The organism is Streptomyces sp. SAS_272 (genome assembly GCF_052543235.1).
Map to the genome: position 1 here is coordinate 16,337 of NZ_JBMNDR010000028.1, position 14,137 is coordinate 30,473.

The window sequence follows — 14,137 nt, forward strand, 5'->3', positions numbered from 1 at the left end:
CCGTAGTCTTCATCGAGTGATCGTCATCGACAGTAACCAGCTCATCCAGGCTCAGCCAGGCAGCCCTGTGTGGCTGCTTCTCAAGGCTGTAGGCGAGCAGACTGGGCACTCGCTCGCGATCAGTGATGTGTCGCTCTGGGAAGCCACAAACAAGGCACGAGAGCTCATAGCGGCGGACAGCCAGGCAGCGAGCAAGGCGCTTCAGAAGTTGAACGGCAGGCTCCGGTCCTACGAGGTTCGCGCCGACGTGCCCACCGTCGCCGAGGTGGACATATCTAACAGTCGAATCGATGCGGTGATCCGCCGATATGAGTTCCGGCTGCGGGAGGCATTTCAGGTCCTGACGACCCCGCCTGACGCCGCAGTTGAGGCGCTTCGGCGCGAAGCCCTGAAGCTCCCGCCCTGCAAGCCCAATGGTGAGGGCGGACGTGACACATCCATCTGGCTCACAGCCCTAAGGGCTGCCACGAATGAGCAGGCAGACACCGGCACGGCTCTGCCCTTGATCTTCGTGTCGCGTGACAAGGGATTCACTGACCCCGCCGATGTGGAGCGCCTGCACCCAGCTCTCCGCGATGATCTTCCAGACGGTCTGGATGTGGTGTTCTGCCGCAGCCTTCCCGCCGCCTTTGCGGAGGTTAGCGACCCGGCAGAACCGTCCAGCCTAGTAATCGACACCAGCAGCCGGGAGGTCAGTGACCGCATCATCACAGCTGTCGTCGAGGGGGCGCTTCCGGGCGTCCCCGAGGCCGTGAGCGCTGGTCACCGTGAAGGGAACAGCCAGGTCTTCACTATGGGCGATCTTCTGCGGTCAGCCTCCGTCCTATTCGAGGGGTTCAACGAACCGCCGATTGCGTCCAAGAAGCCTGGCCAGACCGTTGTGGTCGGAACCGGCTCGTGGCGTTTCCTGCCGCCTGCCGAAGACGCGGAACCTTCAACGGACGCCCGGCTCACGCGGGGGCGAAGGTATGCCTTCGGTGAACGAATCGGTAGGTCGCTGTGCGTTACCGCCACTCTGGTGTGGACAGTCGACCCCAACGGCGGGCTCGGAGACTTCCAGGTGGCCCAGGTCTCCAGCCACGCCTACTTCATCGGACCTGCGACGCGAGTGACCGCCCATGACGACGGAAGCATCAGCACCACTCCTGTCACCCTCGGACCAGACGGAGTCTGGGGTACCACCTGCTGATTCGCCCTTGGGGATGCCCTCAGAGGCACATCCATCGGACACGAAGGAACTCGGCGTCTTCGAGTCGGGGCTGGTGGTGATCTGGCGTCCCGCGATGTCGGGGAAGGCGGGCATGCCGAGGTTGATGGCTGCGGTGCGGCTGGCAATGAGGTTGTCGAGCTGGGCGAGTTTGGCGTTCGCCGCGGCCAGGCTGACCTTGAGTCCTTCGGCTTCGCCGGCCCAGCCTTCGTGTTCGGCTTCGGTGATGCGGGCGAGGAGGTTGTCGCGGATGTCCACGAGTCGTGACCGTTGGGCTGGGTCGGCCCGCAGGAGCGGGCATCGGATGCAACTGTGCTCGTGAATGCAGCTGGTGCCGTAGGCTCGTCCGCAGTCGCCGAGCGCGACCTTGCGGCGTTCGAAGTGCCCGAGGAAATCGTCCCATTCCTCCTCGGTGGGGCTGCGGTATTCCTCGCTCGGACGTAGTTCCCGGCGGCGGGCGATGAACGCCCGGTGCCCGGTAATAGCCTCCTCGGGATAGACGGCCTTGTAGCCCATGGTCGTGTTGATGTCCCGATGGCCCAGAACCAGTTGGGCGATGTGCGGTGGTATCCCGTTCATGACGGCGTCCGTGGTGAAGATTCGCCGGAAGTCGTGCGGAGCGAAGCGCAGCGGTCTCCCGGTCGTGTCGGTGAACCCGGTGGCGGCGAGGGCGTCCTGCAGGAGGGTGCGGATGCCGTCGATAGGGATGGGCCTGTCCTCCAGTCCGATCTTGCGCTGGAACAGCAGGGGCAGGGGCGGGTTCCAGACCTTCTCGTGGTGGTCGTAGGCGATCACGAGGGGGACGCTGCCGTCGGCGGTGCGGATGCGGCAGATGATCGCGGAGAGCACATCGGCGAGTTCCGGGGAGACGACCAGGAGCCGTTCCTCATCGGTCTTGGAAGGCGCGATCTGCAGCAGCGGGACGAGTTCACCGGTGCTCGGCAGCCGGTATTGGACCAGGCTGTGGTGCGAGATCTCGCTCAGCTCCTCGATGCGCACTCCGGTCATCCGCAGGACCTCAACCGCAGCCCAGCCCCAGAAGGCGTTGCTTTCCTCACGGGCCAGGTTCCGGCGCCGCCCGGTGTCGAGTTCCTCTCCCCACAAGTGCGGCGAGTGTCGCTTGAGAACCGCGCGTCGGAGCGTCGTGCCGTCGGCGGTGAACACCTCGCCGGGGTGGGTGTGTCCGGCGGCCTCCAAGCGGGCGGCGGCTGCCTTCCGGTTCCGGTCGACTGCGTCGATCAGCACCGGGAGGACGGGCAGACGTTCGCGGGTGCGCTGATCCATCCGGGCCTTTTGACGGGACTTCATCTTGCGGTGCTGGACGTCGTCGGCTCGGATCGGACAAGGGACCGCCCAAGGTCCCCAGCGGGACGGCTCGTCCAGCGCCCACTGCGCGAGGTCGAGATAGAAGGCCCGTACTGTCATCAAGGTCTCGGAGGCGGTGGCCCTTTCCACCGTGGTTTCCACGACGTCGCCGTGCTCGTTGGTGGTGCGGACGGTGCGGGTCTGCAGGCGTCTCTTCCAGCTGGCGGCAATGTCGGGAGGAAGCCGGAGCGAGTCGATGCCGGCATGGTGCTTTTCCAGGTCCTTCCAGAACCACAGCGCCAGCGCGGTCGCCAGGCCGGTCAGCGTGTTGTAGTCGACGGATGGCTGACGTTCCATCAAGTAGTCGACCAGCAGGTCGCGGACGGGACGGCAGGGCAGGTCGTAGCGGTCGACGAGCTGTTCGGCGGTGAGCTGGCCGGGAAAACGCGTGCTGAACATGCGGACCGAGGTCGGGGCGTCGGCGGGGAAGACGCCGAGGGAGTGCAGCAGCTGGTAGGAGAACGGGCTGTGCCGGCTGGCCTTGGCCGGTCCGGGGAAGACCTCCCGGCTAGTCTTCAGCAGTTCGAGGCAGTCGCCGGGGGTGACATCGGCGACCGTGCCGCCCTTGGCCGCCATGATGAGCGCGATCTTCTCGATCGCGGGCAGCACGGTGGAGTCGCCCACCGTGCTCGCCTTCCGCAGGGCCCGAAGCGAGGCGATGGCCTCGCCGTCGCGGACACGCTCCATTTCGTTAGCGATCCGCAGCGGCGAGGCCGTGGCCATCAGCCAGCCCAGGTCAGGCCGCAGGACGTCACCTCCGATCAGTTGGACCAGGCCCATGCCGAGGATGCTGAAGATCCGCTCTCCTCGTGGGCCGAGATTGTCGACGCTCTTCAGGTCGCTGATGAGCCGGGTCCGCCAGTCCACACGTCCGTCGACGCCGACGCCGCTGGCGTCCCACCGTTCCTGCCAGGTGGTGCCGGGCTGCATCTCCAGCCAGTCGAGCACCTTGAGCAGGGTCAGTTTCCGGTTGCAGCGGGTCTTGGAGTCGTTCCCGAGGAACGGTGGCTTGAGCATCCGGGACACCACGGCGGCCCGGCTCTGCCGGGTCGCCGGCCAGCTCTTCGGGTTGGTCCGGGGCGGGAACTTCTTCCAGAGGGCGACGGCCTCCGCGCTGAGCTGCCAGGGGCGGGCGGCCACCGCCTCGGTGATGGCGCCGGTGGTCACGGTCGCCCCCGGCCGAACAGCACGTCCAGGCTCTCGGGCCGGTAGTGCAGAGTCGGCTCCGAGGGCTCCGCCGGTTCCTCGGCCTGGCGACGGTGGTGGGCCAGGACGCTTTCGATGACGTCCTCGGTGGTGGGCGTGACGTACCGCTGAGTGGTGGATAGACGTGCATGTCCGAGGACCCATTGGACGTCCGTGATCGGCATCAGCGGGTCACGGGCGAGCCGGTAGGCCGCTGTGTGCCGCAGGTCGTGCAGCGACCAATCCGACCCCAGCGTGCTGTTCGCGCGGACGAACATCGCTCGCGCGGCATGGTAGTTGAGAGCACGAAACGGCCGTCGCAGCGTCCACCACAGCGGGTCGTCGGGGCCGGTGGGCACCAGTTCGTGCATCTGCTGCTGGTAGAGCCGCAGCCAGACGAACGCGTCCGGCGAAGCCGGGAGCTGCTGCAGGGCGCGCGAGCCCTTGCGTACCACCGTGACCAACTGGCGCCCCGGGTCCGTGCCGGAGCACAGCACCCCGAGCAGCTCGGAAGCCCTGGCCCCGGTGGAGATCCAGAAGGCGACCATGGCCCGGTCACGGTCCGAGGACAGCTGGGCGAACAGCTCGTTGAACACCGCATCGGGGATCTGACGCGGGATACGTTGCGGCTGCCGTGGTCGGAACAGTCCTGCCCGTTGCGGGCGCCATGGCTCCATCGGGTTGTGATGCGCGTTCACTCGCGGAGCCCTGGCCAGCGGGAACGGGTTGACCAGCGGACCAGTCCCGGCCTCCAGATGGTGGGCGTAGAAGCTGCGGAGCACCGTCTCGCTGTGCGCGACCGTCGACGCCGCGTACGTCGTCCCGACCGGCCGCTTCCCGGTGATCGGATTCGTGCCCCGGGCGACCGGCCGAACAGCCGACGACGAGGTTGATGCCGAACTCCGGTGCGGTCGAGGAGGCTTGGCCGTGATCTGAATCCACCGGGAGAAGTCGCGGGCCTCGATCCGGGTCGCCTCGTTCCACGGCACCTCGACCGCCCACAAGAAGCGGAACCAGCGCAGCAGGTCCATGCCGTACGAACGCTGAGTCGTCGCAGGCCGCCCGGCCGCCTGCAGATCGTTCATGTACGCAGCCGCTGCCCCCACCATCGCCCCGGCAGGATCCACCAGACGATACGGTTCCCACGGGTCACCACTCTCCACGAGCGCACCCACCCGGGACACCACCAGTGAACCCAAGTCCCTTGAGACATCCTCACGTTCGAGCATGTCAGGGGACGGTAGCCAGCCCGCCTCCGCCATGTCCGAAGAACAAGAAGAGAACCTCCCGTAGTTCAGTCAACACGCCGGCACGAAGTGGTTGCGGCGGAAGTAGCCGATCTGGCCCTCGACGCCGCCCTTCTCGTGGGCGCCCTCGATACCCGGCCGGCAGTAGAAGCTCTCGATCCCGAAGTGCGACTTGAAGGCGATCCACCGGTCAGCCTCCACCCGGGCCCGGCTCAGCCCCAGCACCCGGGCGACGGCCGCCTTCAGGTTGTCGTAGCGGACCTTGCTCCGCGGAACCCCGCCCAGCGTCCGCAGCGCGTGGACGTGGCCCTCGAAGAACGCCTCCTGCCCGCAGGAGGCGAAGACACGGTGGACGGCCTTACCTGAGTAGGACAGGCGGAAGGAGAACAGATAGCAGGTCACCACCTCGCCGGCGAGCTTCACCGTCACGTCGCCGAAGTCGACCTCGGCCTCCATACCGGGCTGGTGCGTCTGCGGGACGAACGCCTCGATCGGAGCCTTGCCCGACTCCACGAGGATCTGCGGCTTGCGGTCGGCGACGTAGCGGCGGACCTGCTGGTAGGAGACCTCGGCGCCGTGCTCTTCGACCAGGCGGTGAAAGATCCGAGTGACCGTGTGCCGCTGCTTGCGCGGCGCGTCCAGGTCGGCCCGCAGGATCCCGTCGACCGTCGCCTTGTACGGGTCGAGCGCGGTCGCCCGGGGCGGGAGCTTCTTCCTCGGTTCCGGCCAGACCGAGTCCACGGCCTTCCTGATCGTCCGCCACGACACGTTGTACTTGCGCGAGATCTCCCGCATCGTCATGCCGTCCCGGTGGTCGCGCCGGATCGCGGCGTACAGCTCGACCTTCGACATCTGCGGCATGACCAGGGCCTTTCACCAGGAGCACTCCCGATGCTGGCCTGGCAAGTACCCCGGTGACGTCGAAACTCGTGAACATCACCCGTCCGTGGTTCGGGGTGACTCCCAAACTCGTGAACAACTGACGTCAGGACTCGTGATTAAAGCCATCCGCCGAGATCGAGTTCCGCAGGCGTCACGGGCACGAGGCGCTGGAGCAGCCCTTCGGCGAGGCAGAGATCATCCCCACTGATCCCTTCCGAGCATCGGTCGCTTCAGCGCAGGGTTTCCGGCGCTCGCTGCTCGTGAGGGGTGCCGGCCCGGGCCGGCACCCCTCACCAGCGTGCACCCCCAGGTGCTACATCCTGGGTGTCACGAGGAGCTGTCATTGGGCGGCGAACCCAGTGCAGGTGATGAAGCGTTGTGAGCCGTCGCCGACGGACCAGACCACGGTATACGTGCCTGGTGGGTAGTGCGCGGCAGCCCCGGGGAAGTCTCCGGGCCAGACCACGGTGGCAGGCGTATCGGACTGTACGGCTGTTCGTGCCAGCCGTGAGGTGCCGTCAGGCATGTAGACGCGGGCCAGGACCTCCATCTCGGCTTGCACAGGATCGATGTTGCCGTACTTGTTGCGCAGACTCAGTTCCACTGCGTCTCCCGCCCGGACATCGCCCGCGGAGAAGATCTGCCAAGCACCGTCGACCTCTGCCTGCTTGCGTGGGCTGCAGTCGAGTTGGGCCGGAAGGTAGGTGAACGGGGGAGCCTGCAGCGGTGAGGCAGGTGTCGCAGACGACGGGCGCGACTGCGCAGACACGATCGTGGTCGTGGTGGGGGAGGGCACCGGGGACCTGCTGACGGTCTCCTTGTTGTGGGTCGGTTCCGTCGTGGGAGCGCTGGAAGACTGTTTCCGGCTGCTCGGTGGCGCCGCCACGTGTCCTCGTTCAGGCGTGGAGGCGGTGGATGCGGCAACGGCTCCGGCTATGCCTCCCACCACTGCGGCCGCCACGATGGCTGCGAGCGACCAACGAAGGCGACTGCGGGATCGTGTAGTAGTGAGCCAGGCGGCGCCGTTGTCTATCGGCAGGTTCCAGTGGCTGCTCACCAGCTCGGACACCCGTGTCGGTTCGGGCCCGCGCGGAGTGAGGGCCGTTGCCTGGGAGGCGAGCAATGCCGTACAGGCATCACTGAGTTCGGCGGCGCTCGGTCGGTCACCAGGCTCTTTGCTGAGCGCCTGTGTAACCAGAGCATGCAGCGCATCTGGCACGCCTTGCATGTCCGGTTCGGCGGACAGGACGCGGAATGCCACGGCATCGGGGGCACCGACGCCGAAGGGCAGACGCCCGGTCGCGGCGTAGGCGATGAGAGCACCCCAGGCGAAGACGTCCCCGACAGGCCCCACGTCCCCGGTGCGGTAGTGCTCAGGACTGATCCAGCCGGGGGTGCCGGTCATCACTCCCGTGCGCGTCACCGAGGTGCCGTCGAGAGCGTGAGCGATACCGAAGTCCAGCATTCGGGGGCCGGCCGGGGCAAGGATAACGTTCTGCGGTTTCACATCCCGGTGGATGATGCCTGCCTCGTGCACGGCCGCGAGGGCAGCTGCGGTTCCGGCAGCCAGCGCGTACAGCGGCGCCCCGCTCAGAGCGCCGCTCGCAGCCACGTGCTGGTCCAAAGTGGGGCCGGGCACATAGGCAGTGGCAAGCCACGGGGTCGGGCTGTCGGTATCGGCATTGTGCACCGGTACCAGACAGGGGCCTGTCACCTGCCTGGAGAGCCGTACTTCTCGGCGGAAGCGGGCCCGGAACTCCTCGTCTGCCGCCTGCGAGGGATGGACGACTTTGACCGCCAATTGCAGCCCCGAGGCATCGAGCGCGGCATACACCGTGCCCATACCGCCTGTCCCAAGCCGCCCGATGACGCGGTAGGGGCCTATGCGACGGGGATCGCCAGCCTGCACCGGCTGGATACGGCTGGACACCAAGGCTCCTTCAGCGTGAGCAGCGGCGCATATCGGCCGGGGCGGATGCTGCATGATATCCGGCGATACGCAGCCGTTCTGGCCTCTCGGCAGGTAGGGCGTGATTGGCCGTGTACGTCACGCGGACGACGTTGTCCGCCCTTAAGGAGCCGTTTCCGTTGGTAGAGGAACGCTCAGTGGTGACGTATGGGCATGGACGGGCGATAGGCCCAGCCTCGATGATCACCAGCGCCTTTGCGGGCGAGGCGGAGAGCAGCGCGTCGCTGATAACGTGATCACCGTTTCGGCATGTTCGCGTCTTGAGGGACTGCCGTCAGAAGCTCCACGGCCCACTCCCACGTCACCTCGTCAGTCTCGCGATCGTGCTGCCAGCAGGAGAGGAGGCGAAGGGTGACCAGGCGGTCGAGGAGATCTGCGGTCTGGCGAGGGGAGTGCCCACACAGGTGGGCCACGAGGGCCATCTCAGTCTCGGATCCGGACGCGCTCGTGTGTACTGCCAGTACGAGTGCGTTCAGGCGTTCTCCATCGCCCGTGCCGGCGGGCGGGGCCAGACTGCCCGGCCTCAGCGCCCAGTGGGCTGCGCGGCGGCGGACTCCCCGGCCCGGTGACTGGTCGAGGACTGCAGGGTCGAGCAGCCGCACCCAGATGTGGGCATTCGGAGATCTGAGCGGTTCCAGCCAGCCGTCACGCGCGAGCTCCCGCCACACTTCGCCACGCCGGTGCAGCCGCATCCCGCGCAGTAGCCCGGTGGGAAGCGAGACCGTGCCATCGATGTCGGCGCGCAACGCGCACTGCAGGGCCAGTAGACGCGCGGCGGGGGAGGAGACGCTCGGAAGCGCGGCCGCCAGGTAGGTGAGCATCTCTCGCACGCGGGTGCGCTCGCCAGGACCCCCCAGCAGCTTGGGGCGGCGACTGGTGCGTTCGAGTGGGCGCGACTGCACCCGGGTGGCAGGGACGACGGCGGTGCGGCTGGTTGCCGCTGCGCAGGCTGAGCAAGTGTCGGAGAGACGCCAGACGCGACCGCTGCGGTCGCAGGTCAGGGCGAGCAGTACCGGGCCGGCGCAGCCGCGATGACGCAGATGCCAGGAGCAGCCCTGCGCCCGGCACTGGCAGGTGCGTAGATGCGCTGGCAGTACGTCGGCACGCGCATGGCGGGCCAGGTGCGCCAGGGCGGCAGACCGTGCGGAGGCGCCCTGGAGGGCAGGGGAGTGCACGGTGCAGTGAGGGCAGACGAGCCTCGGGCCGCCTACCCGTGAACGCAGTTCCACTGTCCAGATGCGCCGCACCGCGGGATGCACGCCGGCAAGCCTCATCCGCCCGTCGTCCTCCTGTCTGTCCATGCCGCCAAGCTGGCAGCTCCATAGGGCACCCGAGAGCACGCACCGTAGTGCAGATTCCTGCACCGCGAACGTCACTCCCGCACCGACAGATAGTGCAGAAGTCTGCACTGACAGGGCAGGGTCCTGCACCGTCGGATGGTGGGGTGACGATCTTGCCGCCCGACCCCGACTTCACCGCGCTGCGCGTCGAACTTGCGCGCTTGCGGGGCGAGCGCGGCTGGACCTTCGACGAACTCGCCGGCCGCAGCGGCCTGGCCCGGCGCACTCTCATCGACCTCGAGCACGGCCGTACCACCGGCAGCCTCTCCACCTGGCACACCCTTGCCCACACCTTCGACGTCCCCGTCGAACACTTGCTGAGCACCCTCTGCGCCGACCACACCCCGCCCGGCGGCCGGAACTCCTGAACCCGGCCGCCCTCACGGCGCGGGGTGCAACGAATCACCCGAACCGGCGAACAGGAATCGAACCCAGGACCGCACCCAGGTGTGCATGTTCGAACACCCTGCGCCATCCAGGCGACACACCTGCCGCCGCATTCCCCACCGCCCCGTGCCACCTGACACCTTCCCGGTCATGGACCCCCACCCCGCCCCCCGCAACTGGGACGGCAGCCTCCGACGCGCCCACCCCCGCCGCTCCCTGCGGATCTCCGACCACAGCCCCAGCCGCCTGCTGCGCGCAGGACGGACCAGCCGCTGCCGTAACTGCGGCAACCGCGTCGACTGGTACCAGCGAACCGACGATCGCCCTATCGCCCTGCACCCCGCAGAACTGGCCGCCGATCACGTCCCACCACCCTGCCGCTGGCACCTCAGCGGCGGCATCGCCCACCCGCACGACGACGGCAGCGGATGGTGTCGCATCCCCCACGCTGTGCTCTGCGCCCACCGCACCTCCCTCCACCGCCTCGGCCCCCAACTCGACGCCCTCCGCCGCCGCCTCGCCGTCACAACCCGCCGCCTGAGCGATTCCGGCACCTTCACCGCGGAGCCGCGCCCACCCGCCTCGACGCCCACGCACGCCGGAGACGAGCACCCGCCACGCCCCGTCCTGCGCATCCTCCTCACCCCCTACCTCAGCTCACACCCGATCCAAGAAGTGCGCTGCATCGCCCAGACCCGCCACCGCCACCGCTGTACCCAGCCCGTACTCAGCCTCGCCCAACCCGCGGGACGCTGGCGACTGCTGCCCATCCAGCCCCAACACACCCAACTAGCTTTGCCCGACGGACTGATGGCCGTGTACGACCTAAGCCACCTGTCCTACAGCGAACAACTGCGCTGGCGCACCCAACGCTGCACCGTCCACTCCGCCGCCCCCGGCGCCGCAGACCTCGCCCTGGCCGACTGGCAGCCCTTCAACGCACTCCTGCACACCGCCCACATCCACCCCCGCCTACCACACCCCAGCACACGTCCACGCTCACGATGACCGCACCGCACCACGAGCTGGAGATCGCCCTGACCCGCCGGCTGAGCCAGGCCGAACTCGACCCCGCTCAGCGCAAGATGCCGCCGCCTCGTACGACACCACCCCCTGGTGGCCCTCATCCAGGCCAACAAAGCAGACCGAGCCGACCGCCTGCGCCGGCGACTCAACGGATGCCTTCCCATCGACGTGATCACCACCCATTACGCGGACGTACGCGGCAGCATGCTGCTCAACGTCGTCTGTGCCCCGCTGGCGGACCCAGCCTGCCCCGACAGGAATAGACCCGCGACATTTCGTGGCACAGGCCCAGTGCCACGTCCTGGCACCCAGTACGCCAGCACCACCTCCATACACCTCCTGGCCACCGTAGGCCACGCCCTGGCCCGCAATTCCGGAGCAGCCTCAGCATGAACCCGACCGACGAACAGGCCGCTGCGGCCGATGCCTTTCACGCAGGCCACCACCTTGCCCTGCAGGCTGGTGCCGGCACCGGCAAGACCACCACCCTGACCCTGCTCGCCCGCACCACCACCCGCCGCGGCCGCTATCTCGCCTACAACCGAGCTATCGCCCAGGACGCCAGCGCCCGCTTCTCCGACAACGTCCAGTGCAAAACCGCCCACGCTTTGGCCTACGCCGCCATCGGCCACCGCTACCACCCACGCCTGGGAGCCCCCCGCCGCCCCGCCTGGCAGACCGGTCACGCTCTCGGAATCACCAAAGCCATCCGCATTGACGAACGCGACCTCTCCCCAAAGGCCCTCTCCTACGCCACCCTGCGCACCGTAGCCCGCTTCTGCCACACCGCCGACCCCGACATCACCCGCCACCACGTCCCCCGTCTGCGAGGTCTCGAAAACAAAGATCTCCACGCACAACTCGCCGCACACGTCGTGCCCTTCGCCCGCAAGGCTTGGGCCGACCTGCAGCAACCCGATGACGGCGCGGTCCGCTTCGACCACGACCACTACCTCAAGATCTGGGCCCTCACCAACCCAAAGATCAATACCGACTTCCTCCTCCTGGACGAAGCCCAGGACACCAACCCCGTCGTCGAACAGATCGTCCTCGCCCAACGCAACCACGCCCAGATCGTCATGGTCGGCGACTCCGCCCAGGCCATCTACGACTGGCGCGGCGCCAAAGACGTCATGACCACTTTCGACGGCACCCGGCTCGCCCTGTCACGCTCCTTTCGCTTCGGCCCCGAACTAGCCCAAGAGGCCAACCGGTGGCTTGCCATCGCCGACGCCCCCATCCGCCTCACCGGCACCGACACCGTGCCCACCGAACTCGGCCCTCTCATCCGACCCGACGCAGTGCTGTGCCGCACCAACGTCGGAGCCATGGCCCAAGCCATGGACCTGCTCGCCACCGGATGCCGTGTCGGACTGGCCGGAGGAGGAGACACCCTGCGTGCCCTGGCCCAAGCAGCTCGCGACCTCAAGGAAGGCCGCCGCACCGTACACCCCGAACTGCTCCTCTTCCCCTCTTGGGGCACCCTTCAGGACTACGCCGCCCACGACCCGGCCGGACGTGACCTACAGCCCCTGGTGGACCTCGTCGATACCCACGGCACCGACGCCATCCTCAACGCTGTCGCCCAGCTCGTGCCCGAACAACAGGCCGAGGTGACCGTTTCCACCGCCCACAAAGCCAAGGGCCGAGAATGGGCCCGCGTGAAGATCGCCGATGATTTCACCCCGCCCAAGGACAGCGACCAGCACGACGAGGCCGGCCGCGTCCTGCCCGGCCCCATCGACGACGCCGAAGCCCGTCTCGCCTACGTAGCCGTCACCCGGGCCCGCCGCCGACTCGACATGGACGGGCTGTCCTGGATCCACGACCACCCTGACGGGATGCGCGAGCGCCCTCGTCGGACCGCAGCTGCCCGCCCACCAGAAAACGACATTGGACTACCCGGCCCGGCCTTCTAACCTGCTCACGTGATCGACTACGACGAATCCGGCAGCCCCACGCTCCGAGTTGGGAGACCCCGGACTTCGCCCCGTCCACCTGTTTTTCTCCGAGCCGAGGCGCCCGTACGACGACGAAGCGGCGCTCGACTTCCTCGTGAAGGCACGCGGTCAGTGGGTGAGTGTCGAGACCTCGGTACGGACTTGGGACGGCGACGGCCTACATAGCTTCCTCTCCTCACTGGCCGAGGACTTCCCGGGCTGGGAGGGAGCGCGCACCTGGCACTCCTTGGCATATGACCTGACGATCTCGGCTGAACACCGATCGGGCGGCCACGTCTACCTGAACTGGGGCATTCACGACCGACCCCCGTTCGAGGAGTGGCACCTCGAGACCACCACGGTGCACGCTGCCGGCGAGGAAATGACGAACCTTGCCGCCGAGGTGCTCACCTTTCTCACTAGCGTGACGATGTAGGCGGAGCCCCTTCTCACGCTTGCCACCACCACGTGAGACCAGATCATTTCAGCATGACTCTGGCCGAGAGCAGCGCTTCGGTTGGCACCTGTACAGCCGAGTCGGCACCTTGGCCCCTTGCCCTGTGCATGCGGCCTGAGAAACAGATCCGGACCGGTCGGACGTAGGAGTGGGTAGATGGGCGCGGGTACGGAGCGGGAGCGCTGGGAGCTGCGGTCGGGAGCCCGTGTGGGGCCGTTGCAGTTCGGGATGTCTCCAGCCGAGGTCGCTCAGGCGCTGTTGGTCTCTGGACCGCAGGAACGGGTTAGCGGTCCGTATGCGCAGGAGGACTTCCCCGCTGGGGTGAAAGCGTTCTACGACGCGGGCAAGCTCGCCTGCGTTGCGCTAGATGCGGTCATCGGTCGGCAGGTCATCCTGTCCGGCTTCCCGCTGGCGGGCAGCGATCTCGAGCAGGGTCGGCAGTTCCTGCTGGACCACGCTGCGGAGCATGGGAACCGGGTGCTCTACACGCGATCTGACTCGCTGTCCCTGACTGATCTCGGGGTTCTTCTGCGTTCGCAGGAAGTCGGGGAAGCTCGCCTGACACGTCCGCTTTTCGTGAAGGAGGAGTGGCTGGATTCGCAGTACTTCCGAGACCACCTTCCGCTGGAGGGTGCCTCATGCTGAGCGGTCGATCTGGCGAAACGACGCCAGAGCTTGCGCTCAAATCACAATGAGACGAGCCGCGGGCCTGGACTCGATGATCTTGGTCAGCGGTCCAAAGTGCATGCTGATCTTGTCCTGGATGACCTGTGGGAGCGGGTGGCCCCGCTGCTGCCGCACACTCCCGAACGACACCGCCGCAAGACCTGGCGTCTGTACGCCGACCGGTGCGACGACTTCGACAAGTACCGCCGCTTGCTGTGGAAACCCGGCATCAAGCCTGTAAGCGCCCGACGCAGCGTCGCGCACGGCTCAGGACTGGGCAAGGTCTGCCGGGTGGTGGAGCCTGCATTCGCCTGGCTGCACCAGTTCGAACGGCTCCGCACCCGCTACGAACGACGCGCCGATCTCCACCTGGGTCTGCTCGAACTGGCCTGCAGCCTCATATCCCTCCGCCGCCTTCGGACCTCATCTTGAAACGATCAGTTGACCACGCAGCGCCCAGGCCAGC

10 protein-coding genes and 2 pseudogenes are annotated in these 14,137 nt (G+C 67.4%); 7 read left to right on the top strand and 5 right to left on the bottom strand.

Going from position 1 to position 14,137, the window contains the following annotated elements; genetic code table 11:
- Positions 1-16 precede the first annotated feature (16 nt).
- Complete coding sequence (locus ACN6LD_RS17830) at positions 17-1,189, top strand: PIN domain-containing protein (protein WP_445043691.1); 1,173 nt, start codon at positions 17-19, stop codon at positions 1,187-1,189.
- Between the two features lie 522 nt (positions 1,190-1,711).
- Here the strand turns inward: ACN6LD_RS17830 and ACN6LD_RS17835 are convergent.
- The 5 genes and pseudogenes from ACN6LD_RS17835 to ACN6LD_RS17855 form a co-directional block, all read right to left on the bottom strand.
- Positions 1,712-3,589 (bottom strand): annotated as a pseudogene (locus ACN6LD_RS17835) (tyrosine-type recombinase/integrase); the annotation flags it as partial.
- Between the two features lie 146 nt (positions 3,590-3,735).
- Complete coding sequence (locus ACN6LD_RS17840) at positions 3,736-4,842, bottom strand: tyrosine-type recombinase/integrase (RefSeq protein ID WP_445043692.1); 1,107 nt, start codon at positions 4,840-4,842, stop codon at positions 3,736-3,738.
- Positions 4,843-5,055: 213 nt separating this feature from the next.
- Entirely contained in the window at positions 5,056-5,865 is an 810-nt protein-coding gene (gene istA, locus ACN6LD_RS17845; protein ID WP_445043693.1) for an IS21 family transposase, read from the bottom strand.
- A gap of 361 nt (positions 5,866-6,226) precedes the next feature.
- Positions 6,227-7,816: a serine/threonine protein kinase gene (locus ACN6LD_RS17850; RefSeq protein WP_445043694.1), complete on the bottom strand. Its 1,590-nt coding sequence runs from the start codon at positions 7,814-7,816 to the stop codon at positions 6,227-6,229.
- Between the two features lie 275 nt (positions 7,817-8,091).
- Positions 8,092-8,676 carry a hypothetical protein gene (locus tag ACN6LD_RS17855; RefSeq protein WP_445043695.1) on the bottom strand — a complete coding sequence of 195 codons (585 nt, stop codon included), beginning with the start codon at positions 8,674-8,676 and terminating at the stop codon, positions 8,092-8,094.
- A 623-nt stretch (positions 8,677-9,299) separates the two neighbouring features.
- Between ACN6LD_RS17855 and ACN6LD_RS17860 the strand changes: the two genes are divergently transcribed.
- The 6 genes and pseudogenes from ACN6LD_RS17860 to ACN6LD_RS17885 form a co-directional block, all read left to right on the top strand.
- Positions 9,300-9,563, top strand: coding sequence for a helix-turn-helix transcriptional regulator (locus tag ACN6LD_RS17860; RefSeq protein ID WP_445043696.1), 264 nt, complete (start codon positions 9,300-9,302; stop codon positions 9,561-9,563).
- Between the two features lie 169 nt (positions 9,564-9,732).
- Positions 9,733-10,590: a DUF6083 domain-containing protein gene (locus ACN6LD_RS17865; protein ID WP_445043697.1), complete on the top strand. Its 858-nt coding sequence runs from the start codon at positions 9,733-9,735 to the stop codon at positions 10,588-10,590.
- A gap of 407 nt (positions 10,591-10,997) precedes the next feature.
- Positions 10,998-12,527 carry a UvrD-helicase domain-containing protein gene (locus ACN6LD_RS17870; RefSeq protein ID WP_445043698.1) on the top strand — a complete coding sequence of 510 codons (1,530 nt, stop codon included), beginning with the start codon at positions 10,998-11,000 and terminating at the stop codon, positions 12,525-12,527.
- A gap of 49 nt (positions 12,528-12,576) precedes the next feature.
- On the top strand, positions 12,577-12,984 hold the full coding sequence (locus tag ACN6LD_RS17875) for a DUF6228 family protein (RefSeq protein ID WP_445043699.1): 408 nt from the start codon (positions 12,577-12,579) through the stop codon (positions 12,982-12,984).
- A 177-nt stretch (positions 12,985-13,161) separates the two neighbouring features.
- Complete coding sequence (locus tag ACN6LD_RS17880) at positions 13,162-13,650, top strand: hypothetical protein (RefSeq protein WP_445043700.1); 489 nt, start codon at positions 13,162-13,164, stop codon at positions 13,648-13,650.
- Positions 13,651-13,815: 165 nt separating this feature from the next.
- A pseudogene (locus tag ACN6LD_RS17885) lies at positions 13,816-14,103 on the top strand (IS5/IS1182 family transposase); the annotation flags it as partial.
- Positions 14,104-14,137 lie beyond the last annotated feature (34 nt).